Annotated in this window: 17 protein-coding genes; 4 read left to right on the top strand and 13 right to left on the bottom strand. The window is 72.1% G+C overall.

Going from position 1 to position 19,795, the window contains the following annotated elements:
- Nucleotides 1-74: 74 nt before the first annotated feature.
- From ACMCNK_RS04005 to ACMCNK_RS03960, 10 genes are all read right to left on the bottom strand, one after another.
- On the bottom strand, nt 75-890 hold the full coding sequence (locus tag ACMCNK_RS04005; protein ID WP_412735026.1) for a hypothetical protein: 816 nt from the start codon (nt 888-890) through the stop codon (nt 75-77).
- Nucleotides 891-1,034: 144 nt separating this feature from the next.
- On the bottom strand, nt 1,035-2,036 hold the full coding sequence (locus tag ACMCNK_RS04000; RefSeq protein WP_412735025.1) for a LacI family DNA-binding transcriptional regulator: 1,002 nt from the start codon (nt 2,034-2,036) through the stop codon (nt 1,035-1,037).
- A 66-nt stretch (nt 2,037-2,102) separates the two neighbouring features.
- Nucleotides 2,103-2,672 carry a histidine phosphatase family protein gene (locus ACMCNK_RS03995; protein ID WP_412735024.1) on the bottom strand — a complete coding sequence of 190 codons (570 nt, stop codon included), beginning with the start codon at nt 2,670-2,672 and terminating at the stop codon, nt 2,103-2,105.
- A 26-nt stretch (nt 2,673-2,698) separates the two neighbouring features.
- The gene (locus tag ACMCNK_RS03990) at nt 2,699-3,304 is read right to left on the bottom strand and encodes a CE1759 family FMN reductase (protein ID WP_412735023.1); all 606 of its coding nucleotides are present in this window, start codon (nt 3,302-3,304) and stop codon (nt 2,699-2,701) included.
- A complete protein-coding gene (locus ACMCNK_RS03985; RefSeq protein WP_412735022.1) occupies nt 3,301-4,392 on the bottom strand; it encodes an LLM class flavin-dependent oxidoreductase in 1,092 nt (363 codons plus the stop codon). Before ACMCNK_RS03985 ends, ACMCNK_RS03990 begins: the two co-directional genes overlap by 4 nt.
- Before the next feature lie 212 nt (nt 4,393-4,604).
- Nucleotides 4,605-5,954 (bottom strand): carbohydrate-binding protein, encoded by a 1,350-nt coding sequence (locus tag ACMCNK_RS03980; RefSeq protein ID WP_412735021.1) that lies wholly within the window; start codon nt 5,952-5,954, stop codon nt 4,605-4,607.
- Nucleotides 5,955-6,040: 86 nt separating this feature from the next.
- Nucleotides 6,041-6,829, bottom strand: coding sequence for an alpha/beta fold hydrolase (locus ACMCNK_RS03975; protein WP_412735020.1), 789 nt, complete (start codon nt 6,827-6,829; stop codon nt 6,041-6,043).
- Nucleotides 6,830-6,851: 22 nt separating this feature from the next.
- Nucleotides 6,852-7,961 carry a winged helix DNA-binding domain-containing protein gene (locus ACMCNK_RS03970; RefSeq protein ID WP_412735019.1) on the bottom strand — a complete coding sequence of 370 codons (1,110 nt, stop codon included), beginning with the start codon at nt 7,959-7,961 and terminating at the stop codon, nt 6,852-6,854.
- A gap of 40 nt (nt 7,962-8,001) precedes the next feature.
- The gene (gene pgi / locus ACMCNK_RS03965; RefSeq protein WP_412735018.1) at nt 8,002-9,633 is read right to left on the bottom strand and encodes a glucose-6-phosphate isomerase; all 1,632 of its coding nucleotides are present in this window, start codon (nt 9,631-9,633) and stop codon (nt 8,002-8,004) included.
- 76 nt (nt 9,634-9,709) lie between these two features.
- Nucleotides 9,710-10,420, bottom strand: coding sequence for a TetR/AcrR family transcriptional regulator (locus ACMCNK_RS03960; protein ID WP_412735017.1), 711 nt, complete (start codon nt 10,418-10,420; stop codon nt 9,710-9,712).
- A 100-nt stretch (nt 10,421-10,520) separates the two neighbouring features.
- Here ACMCNK_RS03960 and ACMCNK_RS03955 point away from each other — a divergent pair, with 100 nt between their 5' ends.
- Entirely contained in the window at nt 10,521-11,447 is a 927-nt protein-coding gene (locus ACMCNK_RS03955) for an NAD-dependent epimerase/dehydratase family protein (RefSeq protein ID WP_412735016.1), read from the top strand.
- A gap of 24 nt (nt 11,448-11,471) precedes the next feature.
- Here ACMCNK_RS03955 and ACMCNK_RS03950 read toward each other — a convergent pair whose 3' ends face one another.
- Together ACMCNK_RS03950 and ACMCNK_RS03945 are read right to left on the bottom strand one after the other, a co-directional pair.
- Complete coding sequence (locus ACMCNK_RS03950) at nt 11,472-14,201, bottom strand: putative bifunctional diguanylate cyclase/phosphodiesterase (RefSeq protein WP_412735015.1); 2,730 nt, start codon at nt 14,199-14,201, stop codon at nt 11,472-11,474.
- Nucleotides 14,202-14,501: 300 nt separating this feature from the next.
- Nucleotides 14,502-16,148, bottom strand: coding sequence for a DNRLRE domain-containing protein (locus ACMCNK_RS03945; RefSeq protein ID WP_412735014.1), 1,647 nt, complete (start codon nt 16,146-16,148; stop codon nt 14,502-14,504).
- A gap of 230 nt (nt 16,149-16,378) precedes the next feature.
- On the opposite strand from ACMCNK_RS03945, the gene ACMCNK_RS03940 reads away from it, so the two are divergent.
- The 3 genes from ACMCNK_RS03940 to ACMCNK_RS03930 all read left to right on the top strand — a co-directional run bounded on the left by ACMCNK_RS03940 (nt 16,379) and on the right by ACMCNK_RS03930 (nt 18,961).
- Nucleotides 16,379-17,590 (top strand): dipeptidase, encoded by a 1,212-nt coding sequence (locus tag ACMCNK_RS03940; RefSeq protein WP_412735013.1) that lies wholly within the window; start codon nt 16,379-16,381, stop codon nt 17,588-17,590.
- 80 nt (nt 17,591-17,670) lie between these two features.
- Nucleotides 17,671-18,501 carry a glycosyltransferase family 2 protein gene (locus tag ACMCNK_RS03935; protein ID WP_412735012.1) on the top strand — a complete coding sequence of 277 codons (831 nt, stop codon included), beginning with the start codon at nt 17,671-17,673 and terminating at the stop codon, nt 18,499-18,501.
- A gap of 193 nt (nt 18,502-18,694) precedes the next feature.
- On the top strand, nt 18,695-18,961 hold the full coding sequence (locus tag ACMCNK_RS03930; protein ID WP_412735011.1) for a hypothetical protein: 267 nt from the start codon (nt 18,695-18,697) through the stop codon (nt 18,959-18,961).
- An 8-nt stretch (nt 18,962-18,969) separates the two neighbouring features.
- Here the strand turns inward: ACMCNK_RS03930 and ACMCNK_RS03925 are convergent, their stop codons facing one another.
- Complete coding sequence (locus ACMCNK_RS03925; RefSeq protein ID WP_412735010.1) at nt 18,970-19,725, bottom strand: cyclase family protein; 756 nt, start codon at nt 19,723-19,725, stop codon at nt 18,970-18,972.
- Nucleotides 19,726-19,795: the final 70 nt, after the last annotated feature.

Below are 19,795 nucleotides of genomic sequence, written 5' to 3'. Positions count from 1 at the left end.
ATCCATCGATCTTGTCACAGCGTGTTCTTGTTCTCGTTCTTCTTCCGGTCCGATACGGGCGCCGCCGGAGGATGTCACGTGCCCGGCGAGTCGCGCAGCGTGCTCCAAGATCCGTAGTGGTGCACGGCGATGCCGGCGAACGCCGGATACCCGGCCGCGGCTTGGTCCACGTCGTCCAGCGTGGCGTCCAGCTGCTGCCGGCCCTCCTCGGCGAACGTGCAGTACGGGCAGTCCGGCAGCGCGGCCGTCTCGGCGCCCAGCCGCACCGGTATCCCGGCGGCACCGCCGCGCAGCAGCATGTCGGAGCCCACGTCCATCATCGAGTTCGGGCCGGTCGCGGTGTCGCGGTAGCTCATCACGGTGACCGCGTCGACGCGGGCCAGCACGGCGTCGGCGAGAGTCCCGCCCTCGGCCGCGATGGTGTCGTACCAGAACGGCACGTCGACCTCCAGCGGGCGCGCGTCGTCGGCCTGCAGGTCGTCGAACAGTCGGAGCAGGGCGGCGACCGTGCCGGCCTGGTCGGCGCTCCACGCGTTGAGCACGTACGGTTCGACGTCGACGTGGCTACGCGCGAACAGTTTGGTGCCCAGGGCCGACTTCTGCCAGGCGCGCGCAGCGGCGACGTCGAACACCCAGCCCGGCTCGCCGCCGAGCGCGGACAGGGCGATGCCCGCCCTGTCCGCGCGTTTCTTGAGGTCCTTCAGCCGCGGAAGATCACCGCTGGACGCGACGTTGGGCTCGACGAACGCGAAGATCTCCCGCACGTCGTTGGCCTTCGCCCAGGTGATCACGGCGGCCGGGTCAGCGCGGTTCCACAACCACATGGCCCGTCCCGGCGCGGCCGCCCGGGCCGGTGCCGGCCCGGCCACCGCCGTCACAGCCGTCAGCACGACCGCTCCCACCGCTGCCGCCACCGTCCGCCACGATGCCATCCGAAGCCCCCGATTCGTCGCCGGTCACCTGCGGCCCGACACTCACGGTAGCCACTTCGGCCGGTCGCGGTGGCCGAACGTCGACAGTGCACGGCCGCGGGCTCAGGTCGACGCGCGGCGCACGACGCGGGTGATCTCGTCGCCCGGCCCGGGTGGTTCGGTACGCCCGTGGATGACCTCCACGATCGTCTCGGCCAGGTGCGCCGCCACCGCGGACTGGTCGGTGGTGACCGTACTGAGGGCGGGGTCGGCCAGACCTGCCGCCGGGATGTCGTCCACCCCCACCACCGCGAGGTCGCCCGGCGCCCGCAGCCCGCACACCCGCAACCCGGCCAGCACGGCCAGGGCCACCTCGTCGTTGTACGCGCACACCGCAGTCACCCCGGCGTCGCGCCAGGCGCGCACCGCCGATGCCGCGGCGGCACCGTCCAGCGGGACCGTGCAGGTGACCGGGGCGGGCAGTCCCAGAGCCGCGCACGCCGCGCGGGCCCCCTCCCGGCGCGGGTCGGCGAAGATGGCGACCCGCGGATCGTCCGGGTACGCGTATCCCAGCCGCTCGTGCCCGAGAGCCGCCAGGTGCTCGGCCTGCAACCGGCCCACCCGCTGCTGCGGCACCTCCAGCTCGTGGCGGCGCTGCCGGGACCGGCCCAGCAACGCGACCAGCAGCGCCACACCCGCCGCGCGCATCGCCGCGTTCTCCGCCTCCGACAGGTCCTCGAACGCGAGCACGGCGGCCGGGGTGATCGCCTTCCAGATCTCGGCGATCGGCCGGTCCTCCCGGGTCGACGGGTGCGCGACCAGGGTCAGGCCGCGCCGGGCCAGCTGGGCGGAGAGGTTGCCGAGCAACGCGCCGACCTCGGGCCCGACCGGCCAGTCGGGCAGCAGGCACAGCACCACGTCGGAGCGCCCCCGGCGCAGCGTCCGGGCGGCCGCGGACGGCGCGTAGTCCAGGCGCGCGGCGGCCTCCAGCACCCGGCGCCGGGTCTCGGCCGGGATGCTCTGGTGTGGAGTGTCGTTGAGGACGTAGCTGACCGTGGCGCGCGACACCCCGGCCTCACGGGCGACGTCCGCACTGGTGACACGCCGCACCCTGCCATCGACCATGACGACCGCCCTTCCGCGCCGCACGCAGACCGGGCCCTGCGCCGGGTCCACCGTACTGACCGCGGGTCAGCCGGGGGCGTTCCAGGTGTCCAGGACCGGGGTGCCGTGTTCGAAGCCGAGCGCGGACAGGGTGGCCGTGTCGAGCCGGAGCCGGCCGCCCTCGCCGGGCGGCAGGCCGATCCAGCGGGCGCCGGCCACGCGCAAGGCGTGACCGTGCGCCACCAGAGCGACGTCACCGTCGGCGAGCAGGCCGGTCGCGTGCTTCAGCACCCGGTCCAGGCGGGCACCCACCTGGTCCGGGGACTCCCCGCCGGGGCAGCCGTCGGTCCACAGCGACCAGCCGGGCCGGTGCTCGTGGATCTGCGCGGTGGTGATGCCCTCGTACTCGCCGTAGTTCCACTCCGCCAGGTCGTCGGTGACCTCGGTGACCGCGAGCCCGGCCAGCTCCGCGGTGCGCAGCGCCCGCGCCCGCGGACTGGACAGGATCGCCGCGAAACGCCTCCCGGCCAGGCGGGCGGCGAGCGCCCGGGCCTGCTCCTGGCCGTCCGGATCCAGCTCCATGTCGGTGTACGACGTGTGCCGCCCGGCCGCGCTCCACGGGGTCTGCCCGTGCCGGATCAGGACGATCTGCGTCATGGTCATCCTCCGTGGTGCACCGGTGTCTACCCCGCGAGCAGATCCTCGAACACGGTGGTCAGGGCGAACGGGTCCGCGGCGGCGGCCGGGTCCCGGCGGGCCATCTCGCGGGCGAGCTCGCCCGCGGCCCGGTCGATGCGCGCGTGCAGCGGCCCACGAGCCTGGGCGCCGGCCCAGTCGTCGCCCGCGGCCAGCACGGCGGTGGGCACGACGACCGCCCCGAGGTACGTGAACAGCGGCCGCAGGGCATGCTCCAACGCGAGCGAGTGACGTGCGGTGCCGGCGGTCGCCGCGATCAGCACCGGCGTGCCCGTAAGCGCACCGGGCTCCAGCACGTCGAAGAACGACTTGAACAGCCCGCTGTAGCTGGCGCTGAAGATCGGCGTGACCGCGATCAGCGCGTCGGCGGAGGCGACCGCGTCGAGGGCATCGGCGAGGGCTGCCGGAGCGAAGCCGGTGAGCAGGTGGTTGGTGATGTCGTGGGCGAGCTCCCGCAGCTCGACCACGCGTACCTCCGGCGGCGTGCCGTCGGCCGCGGCCACGGTGGCCGCGGCGAGCCGGTCGGCGAGCAGCCGGGTGGACGAGGGCCGGGTCAGTCCGGCGCTCACCACGACGAGCCGGCGCGCGGTCACTGCGTCACCTCTTCCGGTTGCGGGCGGGCGGCGAGCAGCGAGGCGTGGACGGGCGCCTCGGGCACGTGCGCGGGCTTGCGCGCGGCGAACTCGCGGCGCAGCACCGGCACGATCTCGCCGAGCAGGTCGAGCTGCTCCAGGACGGTCTTGAGCGGCAGCCCGGCGTGGTCGAGAAGGAACAGCTGGCGCTGGTAGTCGCCGACGTACTCGCGGAAGCCGAGCGTGCGGTCGATCACCTGCTGCGGGCTGCCCACGGTCAGCGGGGTCTGCTCGGTGAAATCCTCCAGCGACGGGCCGTGGCCGTACACCGGGGCGTTGTCGAAGTACGGCCGGAACTCAGCGATCGCGTCCTGCGAGTTGCGGCGCATGAACACCTGCCCGCCGAGGCCGACGATGGCCTGGTCGGCGTCGCCGTGGCCGTAGTGGGCGAAGCGCTCGCGGTACAGCGCGACCATCTTCTGGGTGTGCGAGGGCGGCCAGAAGATGTGGTTGGCGAAGAAGCCGTCGCCGTAGTACGCGGCCTGCTCGGCGATCTCCGGGCTGCGGATGGAGCCGTGCCAGACGAACGGCGGCACGCCGTCGAGCGGACGCGGCGTCGAGGTGAACGACTGCAGCGGGGTGCGGAACTTGCCGGACCAGTCGACCACGTGCTCGCGCCAGAGCCGGTGCAGCAGCGCGTAGTTCTCGATCGCGAGCGGGATGCCGGCGCGGATGTCCTTGCCGAACCACGGGTAGACCGGCCCGGTATTGCCGCGCCCCATCATGAGGTCGACCCGGCCACCGGACAGATGCTGCAACATCGCGTAGTCCTCGGCGATCTTGACCGGGTCGTTGGTCGTGATCAGCGTGGTGGCGGTCGACAGCAGCAGGGTGGAGGTCTGTCCCGCGATGTAGCCGAGCAGGGTGGTGGGCGAGGACGGGACGAACGGCTCGTTGTGGTGCTCGCCGGTGGCGAAGACGTCGAGCCCGACCTCCTCGGCCTTGCGGGCGATCGTCACCATCGCCGTGATCCGCTCGTGCTCGGTCGGCGTCCGCCCGGTGGTGGGGTCGGGCGTGACGTCGCCGACCGTGAAGATCCCGAACTGCATGGTCGCTCCTGAGCCTCGGGCCGGGGCGGGCACGCCCCGAACTGCCCCGCACAACATCTTTGACTCGTCAACTATTTCATAGTCAGACAAGTTGTGTGCGGTGAGCGCCCTCACGCCCGGCCAGTGTCGCACGCGGCCACGGCTCAGGAGACGACCGCGCAGAACGCAGGTACGCCCGCCCGGGGGGGCCCAGACCCCGGGCGGGCGTGGCATCAGCGGCCCTGCAGCGCCCGGACGTTGTCGCCGAACGTCCAGCCGAGGGAACCGTCCCAGTTCGCCGACCAGGTCATCAGGCCCTTGATCCCGCTGACTCTGCCGTACGCCTGGGCGACCAGCGACGGGCTCATGTACCCGCCGCCCGCACCCGGCTGGGCGGGCAGGCCGGGGACCTGCCGGTCGTACGGGACGCGGATCGTGGTGCCCTGCACGACCAGGCCGGAGTTGAGGCACTGGGTCTGGGTGACGAAGCCCTGCACGGTGCCCGCCTGGTACGAGTCGCCCGCGCAGCCGTACATGCTGCCGTTGTAGTACTGCATGTTCAGCCACCACAGCCGGCCGTTGTCCACGTACTTCTTGATGATCGGCAGGTACGCGCCCCAGATCGAGCCATAGGTCACGCTGCCGCCGGTGACGTACGCGGTCTCGGGCGCCATGGTCAGGCCGAACGTCGACGGCATCTGCGCGAGCACCCCGTCGATGATCCGGATCAGGTTCGCCTGCGAGGCCGACAGCGTGCCGATGCTGCCGCTGCCGGTGAGGCCGGTCTCGATGTCGATGTCGATGCCGTCGAAGTTGTACTTCTTCAGGATCGGCACGATCGTGGCGACGAACCGGTCGGCCACCGCGCTGGAGCTCAGGTCGATGCCCGCCGCCGCGCCGCCGATCGACATGAGGATGGTCGCGCCGGACGCCTTGGCCTGGCACATCTGCGCCGGGGTGGCCACCTTGACGCCCGCGTCCATGCCGTCCTCCCACAGCACGGTGCCGTCCGCGCGAATCACCGGGAACGCGGCGTTGATGACGTTGTATCCGTGCTGGGCGAGCCGGTTGTCGGTGACCGGGATCCAGCCGAGGCCGGGGTGCACGCCGTTCGCGGCGCCGTCCCAGTTCTCCCAGTAGCCGACGAGGACCTTGCCCGCGGGACGGGACTTCACCGCGCACGTATCACCCGCCGGCGTCGTCGTGGGCGCGGTGGTGGGTGGTGTGGTGGGAGGGGTCGTCGGTGGCGTCGTGGGCGGGGTGGTCGTCGGTGGCATCGTCGGCGGGGTGGTGCCCGAGCATGCGCCCAGATCCGTCCACAGCGACGGGGTGGCGGCCGGGTTCCAGCCGGCGCCCGGGTAGGCGGTGTGCGTCACCAGGGCCTGATAGAGACGGCCCTGATAGGTCACCTGAGTCCCGGCCGGGTAGGTGGTGCCCTCCGCCCACGCCGGGGCGGTGCAGGCGACCGCGGCACTGTCCGCGGTGGAGACGGCGGCCATGCCGTCGGGCGCGACTACGACCGCCATCGCGATGGTCATCGCCGCGCCGGTGATCAGGGCAAACGCCCGACGTCGAATTCTCATGGCACTCCTGAAGTCCGCGATCCAGGCTGGTGCCAAACATATTGACGATTGTGAACAGCAATTGCAAGGGTTGTTAACAGATTAGCTCAGGTGGCGAGGAAGCTGCGCAGCACCGCGGCCGTGGCCTCCGCCGGAATGCCGTGGTTCTCGCCGCCGGGGACCTGCGTGTGCCGCGCCGCGGGCAGCGACGCCGCCAGCGCACCGGCAGCCTGCGCGAGCCACGGCCAGGTCGCGGCACCGTTGAGCACCACGGTCGGCACACGGACCGCGGTCATCGCGGGGGTGGGCACGGCGAGCTCCGTGGTGATCGTGGCGTCGTAGACCACGCTCTGCGCCAGCGCCTCGAGGCCCGTCCACATCGGGGACTGCCGCAACTGCGCGACGGTCTCGGGCGCGAGCCCGATCGCCTCGGTCTGGAACAACGCGACCGCGTCACCGCGCCGGCCCTGCTGCACGAGCGCATCGAGCCGGGCCGGCAGGTCGGCGGGCCGGGGCGGGGCCTGCGCGAGCAGGAACGGGGGCTCGTACAACGCGAGGTGGGTGATGCCCGCGGCGGCCGGACCGGCGGACGCGGCGCGCAGCGCGAGCACACCACCCGAGGAGTAGCCGAACACCGCCGCCCGGCCGCCGGCCGCGTCGATCACCGCGGCCAGGTCCTCGACCTCCCGATCGATCGCGTACGGGCGGGTGTCGCCGCTGCGGCCACGGGCCCGCCGGTCGTAGCCGACGACCGTGTGATCGCCCGCGAGCGCGGCGGCCAGGGGGTCACCGACCGTGTGATCGTGGAAGGCCCCGGCGACCACGATCAGCGGCGGGCCCGCACCGACCGCCCGGTACGCGATCGTCGTGCCGTCGGCGGAGGTGATCGTCTCCATGGCGGTACCCCTCTCGTACGGGTCAGGAATGCGCCCACCGGATCTTCGACGGCAGGCCGTGGAAGTCGCCATACGCCTGCAGGGTCTGCTCCGCGTGCTGCCGCTCCCCCGCCCGCAGGCCGGCCAGGGGCAGCACGTCGATCGTGACCGCCGCGCGGCCCACAGTGTGCGTCCAGGTGGCGACCACCTTGCCCGCACGCACGATCGTGGCCCGGAAGACCCCGTTGCCGCCCGGGATGATCGCCTGCATGTCGGCGTCGTCCACCATCAGCGACCGGTCCTTGTAACCCAGCAGGAACTCGTCGAAGCCGGGCAGCGCCCACCAAGTGTCGTCCGGCGCGCCCGCGCCGGCGTCGAGCAGGGCCGCGTCGGCGATCATCTCCACCCCGTCCACGTCGACCGTGGTGAGCGCGGCGCCCGCCGCGGCGATGCCCACCTTCACGTCCGCCATGGTCAGGCCGGTCCAGCCCGCGAAGTCCTTGCGCGGCGCGGGGCCGTGGCTGCGGAAGTAGCGCAGCGCGATGATGCCGAGCGCTTCCTCCCGGCCGGGCCGGTTCGGCTGCGGCACCCACTCGTCGAGCAGGACGAACGTCTGCTCCTTGCCGATGTTGGGCGCGATGCACGTGACGCCGCGCTGGCTCGCATACCACAGCAGGTGGTAGCCGAGCTGGCCGGAGACCTCGACGCCGCCCTCGGCCAGCGCGGCCAGGCACTGCGCCCGGGTCAGGCGCCCGCCGCCCGCAAGCGCGGCGCCCAGCACGTCCACACTGCGCTCCGCGGTGTGGTCGTCCAGCCCCAGGAACGCCCGGCGCTTGGCGGCCCCGGCGAGGGCGCGCACGCCCATGAGGTCGAGCATCCAGTGCGCGTCGGCGGGCGGCACGAGGTGGACCGTCCCCCGCATCGGCCAGGTGCGGATCGCCTCGCGCCGCTCCAGGGCCGCGTCGATCTCCGCCAGGGTGCGGCCGGGCAGCCGCACCCCCAGAGACCACTGGCCGCTGGCCAGATCCTGCGCCTGCATGGCGCCGAACCACTCCACTATCCCGGCGACGTCGCCGGGTGCCGCGCCCGGGTGCGCGCGCAGCAGCAGACTGCGCAGGCGCAGGGACAGGGCGTCGGCTCCGGTGATCTGCACGGCGGCAGCCTACGCCGGGGGACCGACAGAAACGGGCGGGTCAGCGCCCGCGCTGGGCGCGGTACCGGGCGATCAGCGCGGTGGTCGACGAGTCGTCCGTGGCCGGCGGCTCGGCGGTGGCGGTCAGCTTCGGCGCCAGCTGGTTCGCCATCACCTTGCCCAGTTCCACACCCCACTGGTCGAACGGGTTGATCTCCCAGACGGTGCCCTGGGTGAACACGATGTGCTCGTACAGGGCGATCAGCTGGCCCAGCGTCGAGGGCGTGAGCCGATGGCCGAGGATGGTCGTGGTGGGATGGTTGCCCTGCATGACCTTGTGCGGCACCAGCGCCTCGGGCACCCCTTCGGCGCGCACCTGCTCGGCGGTCCGGCCGAAGGCCAGCGCGCCGGTCTGGGCGAGGAAGTTCGACATGAACAGGTCGTGCATCTCGCCGAGGTCGTGGTTGGGCTCGGAGAAGCCGATGAAGTCGGCCGGGATCAGCTTCGTCCCCTGGTGGATCAACTGGTAGAACGCGTGCTGGCCGTTGGTGCCGGGCTCGCCCCAGAAGATCTCCCCGGTTCCGAACTCGGCCGGGGTGCCGTCCAGGCGCACCGATTTGCCGTTGCTCTCCATGGTGAGCTGCTGCAGGTAGGCGGCGAACCGGTGCAGATACTGCGCGTACGGCAGCACCGCGTGCGACTGGGCGCCCAGGAACGTGTCGTACCAGACGTTGAGCAGCCCCAGCAGGGCCGGGACGTTGCGCTCCAGCGGCGCGGTGCGGAAGTGCTCGTCCACGGTGTGGTAGCCGGCCAGCATCGCGCGGAAGTGCTCCGGGCCCACCGCCACCATCACGGACAACCCGACCGCCGAGGGCAGCGAGTACCGGCCGCCCACCCAGTCCCAGAAGCCGAACATGTTCTCGGTGTCGATGCCGAACTCGGCGACCCGCTGGGCGTTCGTGCTGACCGCCACGAAGTGCTTGGCCACCGCCGACTGGTCATCGCCGAGGCCGGCGAGCAGCCAGTCGCGGGCGTGCCGCGCGTTGGTCAGCGTCTCCTGCGTGGTGAACGTCTTGGACACCACGATGAACAACGTGGTCGCCGGGTCGAGGTCGTGGGTCTTCTGCCACAGGTCCGTCGGGTCGATGTTGGACACGAACCGGCACTCGAGCTGCGGATCCTTGTACGCCTTCAGCGCCTCGTACGCCATCACCGGGCCGAGATCGGAGCCGCCGATGCCGATGTTGACCACCGTACGGATCCGCTGGCCGGTGTGGCCCTGCCACTGGCCCGAGCGGACCCGTTCGCTGAACGCGGCCATCCGGTCCAGCACCGCGTGCACGTCCGCGACCACGTCCTGGCCGTCCACGACCAGCGACGCCGTACGCGGCAGCCGCAGCGCGGTGTGCAGCACCGCCCGGTCCTCGGTGGTGTTGATGTGCTGCCCGGAGAACATCGCCTCGATGCGCTCGCGCAGCCGGGCCCGCTCGGCCAGCGCCAGCAGGGAGGCCATCACCTCGTCGGTGACCAGGTTCTTGCTGTAGTCCACGTAGAGGTCGCCGACTCCGGCGGTGAGCCGCTCGCCGCGCCGGGGGTCGGCGTCGAACAGCTCCCGCAGGTGCACCGCCGAGAACTTCTCGGCGTGACCCTGCAACGCCTGCCACTCCACGCTGTCGGACACGTGTCCACTCATGCTGTCTCCCACCTGAACCCGGACTCTCGCCGCCATCCTGGCACGAAGTTCCCGCCCCCTGCCGCACTTCCCCCGGCTACGCCGCCCCGCCCGCCTGATCGGCCGCGGGTTCCAGGCCCGTGGCGCGGACCGCACCACGCATCTGGAACTCGAAGAACCCCCGCCGGTCCTCCTCGATGGAGTTGGCGAGCTGGCCGAACAGTTCTCCGCTGATCGCGCCGCACAGGTGGAAGTACAGCGCGAACGTGCCGGCGAGCAGCCGTACCGGCACGTCGGGGCCGAGCCCGGCGGCCGCGGCGGCAAGCTCCTCGGCGTACCGGCCGGTCAGGGGCTCGCCGAGGTGCAGCCGGCCGGCCTGGTGCGCGTCCATGAGGATGTGCCCGATCAGCAGCGGTACCCGGATGCCGGGGCCGACGGTGTCCTGCGGCGCCTGATAGCCGGGTACCGGGGTGCCGTAGATGAGGGCCCACCGGTGTGGCTGGGCGAGGGCCCAGTCACGTACCGCGGAGGCGACCGCCAGCAGCCGGTCCAGCGGCGCCGCGTCCGGGTCGTCGGCATTTTCGGCGGCCGCCCCCACGGCGTCGTACGCATCGATGATGAGTGCGGTGAGCAGGTCGTCGCGGCTGGTGAAGTAGCGGTAGACCGCGGAGGACGCCATGCCGAGGTCGCGGGCGACCGCGCGCAACGACAGGTTCGCCCCGTCGCTGGCGAGGTGGCGCACGGCCACTGCCTTGATCTCTTCGGTCATCTCGGCCCGGACCCGGGCGCGAACCCCTGAAGCGCGCATGCGAACAGTGTGCCATATCGAGAGCAGTGCTCTTGCGTTTCCTTCGCAGATGTGGAACTGTCGTTCTCCGTAGAGAGCAGTGCTCGCAAAGGAGAACGTCATGGCACAGCATGTCGTCGTCGGATCCGGCCCGATCGGCACCACGGTCGCCCGGCTCCTGGCCGCGCAGGGCGAGAGCGTCCGGATGGTGACCCGCAGCGGCACCGGACCGGAACGCCCGCTGATCGAACGGGTCGCCGCCGACGCCTCCTCCGACCGGCTGACCGCGCTCACCGCCGGAGCCGAGGTGCTCTACAACTGCGCCAACCCCCGCTACACCGAGTGGGAGAAGCTCTGGCCACCGATGAACGACGCCATGATCGCGGCGGCCCGGTCGGCCGGCGCGGTCTATGCGATCACCGGCAACCTCTACGGCTACGGCCCGCAGCCCGACGGCCGGATGACCGAGCACACCCCGCTCGCCGCGACCGGCCGCAAGGGCCGGGTCCGGATCCGGATGTGGCGCGACGCGCTGGCCGGCGGCGTACGCACGGTCGAGGTGCGCGGCTCGGACTACCTGGGCGCGGGCGCCACCGGGGTCTTCTCCGCGGTGATCCTGCCCGCCGCCCGCAAGGGCCGGACCGCCTGGATGCCCGCCGACCCCGACCTGCCGCACACGTTCACCTACACCGGCGACATGGCCCGGGCGCTGATCACCCTGGCCCGCGACGAGCGGGCACACGGCCACGCATGGCACGCACCGTCGGCCGCGCCGGTCACCGTACGGGAGCTGGCCCGGCAGTACTGCGCGCTGACCGGCGCCGCGCCGATCACCGTGCGGACGATGCCCCGGTTCGTGATGCGTACCGCCGGGATGGTCGTGCCGATGGCCCGCGAGCTGGCCGAGATGGACTACCAGTTCTATGCGCCGTTCGTGCTCGACAGCGACCTCACCCAGCGCACGTTCGGGCTGGCGCCGACGCCGGTCGAGGTCGCCGTACGGGAGACCGCCGAGGCCGCCGAAGCCACCGCCGCCCGCCGCATGTGACCGGGGCGGGCGGCCCGGCCGGATTCAGGCCGCGATGGCGGGGGTGGGCAGGCCGTGCACCAGCAGGCGGCCCGCCTCCGGGGCCGGAAGCGGCCTGGACAGGAAGAAGCCCTGCGCGAACGGGCAGCCCATCTCCCGCAACGCGGCGAGCTGAACCTCGTCCTCGATGCCCTCGGCGACGGTGGCCATGCCGAGACTCTGCCCGAGCTGCACGATCGTCCGGACCAGCGCGATGTCCTCGCGGTCCCCGCCGCCGAGGCGGTCCACGAACGACCGGTCGATCTTCAGGATCTCCATCGGGAACCGCCGAAGGTACGCCAGCGACGAGTACCCGGTGCCGAAGTCGTCCATCGCGAGCGTGACGCCCAGCGCCCGGACCCGCTGCAGCTGTGCGAGGTTCTCGTCGGTGTCCGTGAGCAGCACGCTCTCGGTCATCTCCAGGCGCAGCCGGTCGGCGCGCATCCCGGTCTCGGCGAGCACCTCGGCGACGGTCTCGGCGAGATCGCAGTGCTCGAACTGCCGCACCGAGACGTTGACCGCCATCGAGAGGTCGCGGTCCGCGCCGGCGCCCCAGGCAACGGCCTGCCGGCACGCCTCGGCGAGCACCCAGCGGCCCAGCGGCACGATCAGGCCGGTCGCCTCCGCGATGCCGATGAACTCCAGCGGCGAGACCATCCCGCGGGTCGGGTGGTGCCAGCGCACCAGCGCCTCGAAGCCGACGATCAGGCCGGACTGCAGATCCACCGTCGGCTGGTAGTGCAGCGCGAGCTCGCCGCGCTCCAGCGCGACCCGCAGATCGGCCTCCAGCTGCAGGCGCTCCACGAGCACGTTGTGCATCTGCGGGTCGTAGCTGGCGACGCCGCCGCCACCGCCCGACTTCGCCTTGTACATGGCCAGGTCGGCGTTGCGCAGCAGCTGGTCGGTGTCGTCCGCGTCGGCACCCGAGGCAAGCCCGATGCTGGCCCCGACGTGCAGTTCCCGGCCCCCGACGGCGACCGGCTCGCTGATCGCCGCCACGATGCGCCGGCCGACCGCCTCGGCGTCCGTGGTGGCCGCGATGGACTGCACCAGCACCGCGAACTCGTCGCCGCCGAAGCGGGCCACGGTGTCCACCTCGCGGACCGTCTCCCGGATCCGGGCGGCCACCCGGACCAGCAGCTCGTCGCCCGCGGCGTGCCCGAGGCTGTCGTTGACCTCCTTGAACCCGTCGAGGTCCAGGAACAGGATCGCCACCTCGGCGCGCGGGCCGGCGGCCAGAGCCTCCTCCAGCCGCTCCCGGAACAGCGCCCGGCTGGCGAGCCCGGTGAGCCCGTCGTGGTACGCCGCGTGCAGCAGTTGATCCTGCAGTTCCTTGGCGTCGTGGATGTCGCGGGTGTTGAGGACGAAACCGCCGACGGCCGGGTCGTCGAGCAGGTTCGTGATGGTCATCTCGGCCAGCCGCACCGAACCGTCGAAGTGCCGCAGGTGCACCTCCAGCACGGTCGACGCGTACAGCTCGTGGCGCACCGAATCGATGGCCGCGGCGATGCGCGGGCCCGCGTCCCGGCCCGTGACCTCGGTCAGGCGGTGGCCCAGCAGCATCGACGCGGGATATCCGAAGATCCGTTCCACGGAGTCGCTCTGGTAGCGGATCGTGGAATCGGACGAGATGATCGCGACGGAGTCGGAGCTCTGCTGCACCAGGGCGCGGAAACGCTGCTCGCTCGCGTGCAGCTCCGTGGTCCGGACCGAGACGCGGGCCTCCAGGTACCGGGTCAGGTGCCGGTTCTCGCGCAGCGTGATGAGCTGGCGGGCCAGGACCAGCACGATCAGGATCGTCCGGGACCAGGCGAAGAACGCATCCGCGTGGCCGGTGCGCGCGAACCAGACGACGCTGACCACGATGGCGGCGACGACGGCCGCGTACGGCAGCACGATCGCGAACGGCCGCTCCGCCTCCGCGACGGTGTCGCGCTCCACGCGCTCGGCCACCTGCCGCATCGGCAGCCTCGCCGCCAGCAGGACCAGCGCGAAGCCCGCGAACCAGCCGACGTCGAGCAGGCCGCCGGTGTTGTAGCCGCCCTGGAGCGAGGTGAAGACGTACACCGAATCCGTCACGCAGATGATCACCATGGCGGCGCCGATGAGCAGCGGCGGCCCGTACTCTTCGCCCTGGCGGCGCAGCAGCGCGAGCATGTGCAGCATGACCGTGATCAGGACGACGTCGCCCAGCGGGTACGCGAGCATCACCGCGAGACCACCGAGCGAGTTGCCGGACGTCCCGATCAACGGGGAGATCACCAGGAGCCACACGACCAGCAGCAGCGACGTGGCGATCATCAGGCCGTCCACGACGCTGCGCACCCGGTGCGCGAGGGTCTGCCGGGCGACCGGCGCGAACATCAGCGCGGCGGTGAAGAACGGCATCATCGCGACGTAGCTGACATCCGCCACCGAGGGGAACGGCACCTCGTGGTGCAGCACGCTCTCCTGCCAGGTCCAGATTCCCTGCCCGAGCGACCACGACAGCAGGCCGACCGCCATGCCGTACCAGAAGCCGCGCACCCGGCCGCGGCGCCGGGTGCCCCGCAGCACGCAGGCGCCGGCCGCGGCCAGGGTCAGCAGCAGCGTCCCGACGTTCGACACCATGCGGGTGACGGTGTCGCCGCCCAGTCCGGTGGACATCCAGACGGCGAACACCGCGACGAGCCCGAGCACGACGGCGGTGCCGGGGCGCATGCCACCGACGACCACGCGAACGCGCCTGAGACTCATCGCCGGCACCTCCCGAGACCGTGGGGCTCGCATGCCGGTTTGGCACGCCGTCCTCGTGGAGATCGGGCAGGCGCCCGCGGATCTGAGGGGTTCACCGCAGCGTGGGACAGGTTTTGCCGCAACTGTGCCGTACCGGTGCCGCAACCACGGGACAAGATCGAGAGGAGCCATGGCGACCTCCCGAGAGGTGATCGCGGTCACAGGGGGCGGAGCCCCGGGCGCCGTGTCCGTGATCGCTTCGGGCACGGCACGAGCCGCCCGGCGTGGTGCCGGGCGGCTCGTGGACGTTGCTGCCGGTCGTCAGGCGATCTTCACGTTGAAGAGCGGGTTGGCGGCCAGCTTCTTGAACGCGGCCAGGTTGCCCGGCGTGCTGTCGATGCTGATGTCGCGGTCGCCCTGGTCGTCGTGCTTGGTGTCGAAGTACACGATCGCCTTGATCCCCGGGCGCTTGGCCAGCTCCGGCAGCACCGAGTTGTAGCCGGCGCTCTTGTCGACCGGGTGGCCGATGCGGTGGTAGACACCCCACTCCGCGATCATGATCGGCTTGCTGGCGTGGTTCGTGATCGCCCAGTCGTACCAGCCCTGGCCGCCGCCGGTGGGCTGACGGTCGAGCAGGTCACCGAACTGGCCGTAGTGGTAGTAGCCCTTCTCCGCCGAGACGTAGGAGTCCAGGCCGACCCAGTCCACGACGTCGTCGCCGGGGTACAGGTCCTTCCACCAGGACTGCGCCATCCACTTCTCGTTACCCATGTACGCCATCACGTTGATCGCGTTGGTCACGCCATCGGCCTTCAGACGCGCGATGGTGTGGCGGTACATGGCGGCGAAGTCCTTGGCCTCCATCCCGGAACCCTTCGTCGCGATCACGTCGTTCTCCGGCTCGTGGTTGAGCACCAGGAAGAACTTCTGCGGGTACGTGGTCTTGATCCGCTGGGCGAACGCGTCGATCCGCTTGTCCTGTTCACCCGCGGCGACCTTCGCCCAGGTCGAGCCGTACGCGATCTTCCAGTTCACCAGCAGCACCCGCGGGTGCGCCGGGTCCTGCGTCATCGCGATCTCGGACTTGGTCGGGAAGACCTCGTCGCCCTTGTGGTACGTGTGGAAGATCGACGCGTCCCGGCCGGACAGCTGCTCCCACTTCTTCAGCTCCGCGTCGCGCGGCGCCGAGGTGAACCCGCCCGCGGCGGCACCCCACAGCACCCCGCACGTCGGGACCAGCTTGTCACCCGTGACGCACTCCTTCGCTGCCGGAGGCGTGGTCGGCGGCGTCGTGGGCGGCGTGGTCGGCGGCGTGGTGGGAGGCGTCGTCGGCGGCGTCGTGACCGGCGGCGTCGTGGGAGGCGTCGTCGGCTTCGGCGGCGCCGGCTTCGGCGGCGTCGTGGGCTTGGGAGCCGGCGTGGTGAGGACCAGCTGCGCACCGCCGGCCGGGTTCTCGGCCGAGCGGATCCGGGTGACCGCGGCGTTGGAGTTCAGCGTGAACGCGTACACACCGGGCTTGGTCACGACCTGGCTCAGGTCGATGCTCAGCGTCGTGCCGGTGGCCTTGGCGGTGCCGACGCTCGCGCCCGGGGCGGGAGCGTTGGCCGCGGTCAGGGTCTTCTCGTTGAAGCCGCCGGCCAGGCGACGGACGGTGACCGCACCGGCCGCGGTGCCGTCCACCGGCAGATCCAGCCGGGCGCCGGAGACCTTGGTACCGGCCGGGACCGTGAACTCGACGTAACCGGTCTTGACCTCCTTGCCGGCCTTGCCGACCGCCACCTTGTCGTCGGCGCCGAACACCGTGGTGCGGCGGACGCTGGAAACGTAGGAGTCGTCCGAGGCCGCCAGCTTCACCTGGGTGGTGGCCGCGCCCGCGGCGTGCGCGCCGAGCGGCGCGAGCAGCGCGGTACCGGTACCCGCGAGCACCGCACCGACCATGGTCACCGAATTGCGGACCTTGCGTCCCACTCGAATCTCTCCCCCGTCTCGTTCCGGCCACGTCAGCCGGTCACGTGAAAGAGATTCGAGGTCGCCCGGTGCGCCCCCCGGTCCCGGACGGTTGCCCGACGGTTGCACCTAGTACTTTCGGTTTGCGTACGCGTCTGCACGGGCCCGGCAGGGCGCCGAACGTACGGCGCGCAGCGGCCCATCATGGACCGCCGTACGGTGGCCCACGTCACATCTGGGAGGCTGGCCGGGTGACTGACGTCGTCGCGCGAGTGCTGCGCACCATGCCGGTGATCGACGGGCACAACGACCTGCCCATGGCGCTGCGCGCGCGGGCCGGGTACGACGTGTCCGGCCTGGACCGGCACCGCCCCGAGTTCCACACCGACCTGCCGCGGCTGCGTGCCGGCGGTGTCGGCGCCCAGTTCTGGTCCGTGTTCGTGCCCGGTGACCTGCCCGAGCCCGAGGCCGTGGTGGCCACGATGGAGCAGGTCGACGCGGTGTACCGGCTGGTCGCGGCGTACCCGGGCGAGCTCGCGATCGCCTACGACGCCGACGCCGTGGAGGCGGCGATCGCGGCCGGACGGATCGCCTCGCTGCTCGGCATCGAGGGCGGGCACAGCCTGGCCACCTCACCGGGGGTGCTGCGCTCCTTCGCCCGGCTCGGCGTGCGGTACGTGACCCTCACCCACAACCACCACACGTCGTGGGCGGACGCGGCCGTGGTGGCACCGGTGGTGGGTGGCCTGAACGATGCCGGGCGGGCCGTCGTGCGGGAGATGCAGCGCATCGGGGTCATGGTCGACCTGTCGCATGTGGCCCCGGTCACCATGCACGCCGCCCTCGACGTGGCCGCCGCGCCGGTGCTGTTCAGCCACTCGTCGTGCCGGGCGCTGACCGACCATCCCCGCAACGTTCCCGACGACGTCCTGGCCCGGCTGCGCGGCAACGGCGGGGTGGTGCAGGTGACGTTCGTGCCGGCGTTCGTGTCGCCCGCGGTCGTGGAGTGGTCCGCGGCGTACGTGGCCGAACGTGACCGGCTCGGCCTGCCGCCCGCCGACGAGCCCTGGCCCCGCGCGCCCCGGCCCGGGGAGTCCGCCGCCGCGCTCGTGGCGTCCGCGCCGCAGCCCGACCCGGACGACGACCCCGCCCTGCAGGTCTGGCTGGCCGCCCACCCGCGGCCCGAGGCGACCCTCGCCCAGGTCGCCGACCACGTGGAGTACGCCCGGGAGGCCGCCGGGGTGGATCACATCGGGCTCGGTGGCGACTACGACGGCACGGACCGGCTGCCGGCCGGCTTGGCGGACGTGTCGGGATATCCGCGGCTGCTGGCCGAGCTGGCGCAGCGCGGCTGGTCCGAGGCGGACCTGATGAAACTGACGGGACGCAACGTGCTGCGGGTGCTGCGCGAGACGGAAGAGGCGGCCGCGGAGCCGCTGTGGCCGCGTTCGCCGGCCCGCTGATCCGGAATCGGAGCCAAGCTTGCCGTCGGCTTGAATGCCGCTAGAGGTTGTCTTGAGGTTGGGCGCCGAACTACGGGGGCATGACCGCAACGCTGATCGCCCGCCCCGCCGCCACCGCCGCCGCGTCGCAGCTCGCCGACGCCACGCTGTGGAGCCCCGCCACCGCGGGCGTCGAGCTCACCGTCGTGGTCCCCTTCTACAACCCCGGCATGGCGCTGCGCCCGACCGTGCAGCGGCTGGTCGCCTGCCTGACCGAGGCCGGCGTCGGGTTCGAGGTCGTCGCGGTCTCCGACGGCAGCACCGACGGCTCCGAGCAGACCCTCGCCGGGATCCCGGGCGTGCGGGTCATCGTGAACGCGGTCAACCAGGGCAAGGGCGCCGCGCTGCACACCGGCTTCGCCGCCGCCCGCGGCGCCTGGATCGGCTTCATCGACGCCGACGGCGACATCGACCCCGCCCACCTGGTCCAGTACCTGCAGCTCGCCCGCAGCGGCGCGCACGCCGGTGTGTACGCCGACAAGCGTCACGCGCTGTCGACCAGCGGCGCCACCGGCTTCCGCAAGATCGTCTCGATCGTCTACTCGACCCTGGTGTCCGTGCTGTTCTTCCTGGGCATCCGGGACAGCCAGACCGGCTGCAAGATCTTCCGCCGTGACGTCCTCGCCGGCCTGCTCCCCAGCCTGCGCGAGCGCCGCTTCGCCTTCGACCTGGAGTTCTTCGTCGCCGCCAAGGCCGCCGGCATCCGCAACTTCATCGGCGCGCCGGTCCGCCTCGAGGAGCGCACCGCCGGCTCCACCGTCGGCCGCAGCGCCATCGTCCGCACCCTGCGCGACACGTTCACCATCTTCGCCCGGCTGCGCCGCAACGAGTACGCGCCGGTCGTCCGCGAGAACCTGGCCCTGGCGGCCTGACACGTCGGTTCCCCCACCGGCCGGAGGCGGTGTCCGCGGGCTTCCCCCGTTCCGCGGACACCGCCTCCTTTTCCGTACCTTTTCGCTGGTGGCGGGTCCCTCGGCCCCCGCACACCGCGGTGGACGGGCGTGTCGCACCGGTCCGACCGGGCCCGCGGGTTTACGCGCCGGGCAGGCCGGGTAGGCGCTGGCCATGCCGATCGGAGCACAGCCGCCCGGCCGGCGCGGGACGGTCGGCCATCCGTACAGCGCGCTGAACCTGCGACTGGTGCTGGCCGTGTTCGGTTTCGTCGTCTGTTCCGTGCTGGCCGTGCTGCTGTGGCGCGGCGGCTGGACCGTGCCCGGATGGCTGCTCGCCGCGTGGGCGCTGGTGGCCGCGGTCGACGGCGTGGTGGTGCAGTTGCGGCGGCGGGCCCGGCTGCGCGCCGAGGGCGGCCGCCATCATTCCCTGTTCGAGTAGGGGGGCGCTCAGCCGGCCGGTGGGAGCACCCCGTAGATGAGCGCGGTGGATCCGGAGCCGTTGCGGTTGATCTGTCCCCCGCACAGGATGTACGCGCCGGCGGCGGGCAGGGACGCGAGGTTGGCCAGGGCTTCCAGGCTGATCCGGCGCCGGTGGTGGAGCAGCCGGGACACCGCGTACGTGCGGTCGGTGCCCACGTCGGGGCCGAACGTGTCCGTCCCCAGCGCGCCGTTGCGGCCGAGACGCCCGGTGTCCACCAGCCATTGCAGCGCCGTCACCGAGAAGCCGGGCTGATGCATCACCCCGTCGGCGTCGTACGCAAAAAAGGCGTCCGTGCCCCAGCGCGACTCCCAGCCGGTCCACATGACGACCGCGGCGCCGTCCGGGATGCGGCCGTGGGCGTGCTCGAAATCGCGCAGGTCGGCGACCGTGAGAACGTAGTCGGGGTCGTGGGCGCACCGGTCCCGGACGTCGATCTTGACGGCAGGCCGGAAGAGGTCGCCCGGGTCGAGGCCGTCGGCGAGCGCCTCGCCCGCCGTGAAATGCCCGGGAGCGCTCCAGTGGGTGCCGGTGTGCTCACCCTCGCGGACGTACTGGAGGTGGTAGCCCTCCCGCGCGATGGTCGCCGCGGACTCCAGCGTGAACGGCGGGTCGCCCGGGTACAGGCTGGTGGTCGCCGGGTCGTTGACGTGCGACAGGCTGACCAGCGTGATCAGCTCCAGCACGGAACGACCGCGCGGGTCTGCGTCGCCGGGCTCGCCCATCGGCAACACTCCGTTCCCTTACTCATGGTCGGGGGGACCCGCGCAGGCGGACCGGATCGGTACCTTGCCG

Source organism: Krasilnikovia sp. MM14-A1259 (genome assembly GCF_047159535.1).
Classification (GTDB): domain Bacteria; phylum Actinomycetota; class Actinomycetes; order Mycobacteriales; family Micromonosporaceae; genus Actinoplanes.
The sequence above is the reverse complement of the archived record's forward strand: the minus strand, read 5'-3'. Positions and strand labels throughout refer to the sequence as shown.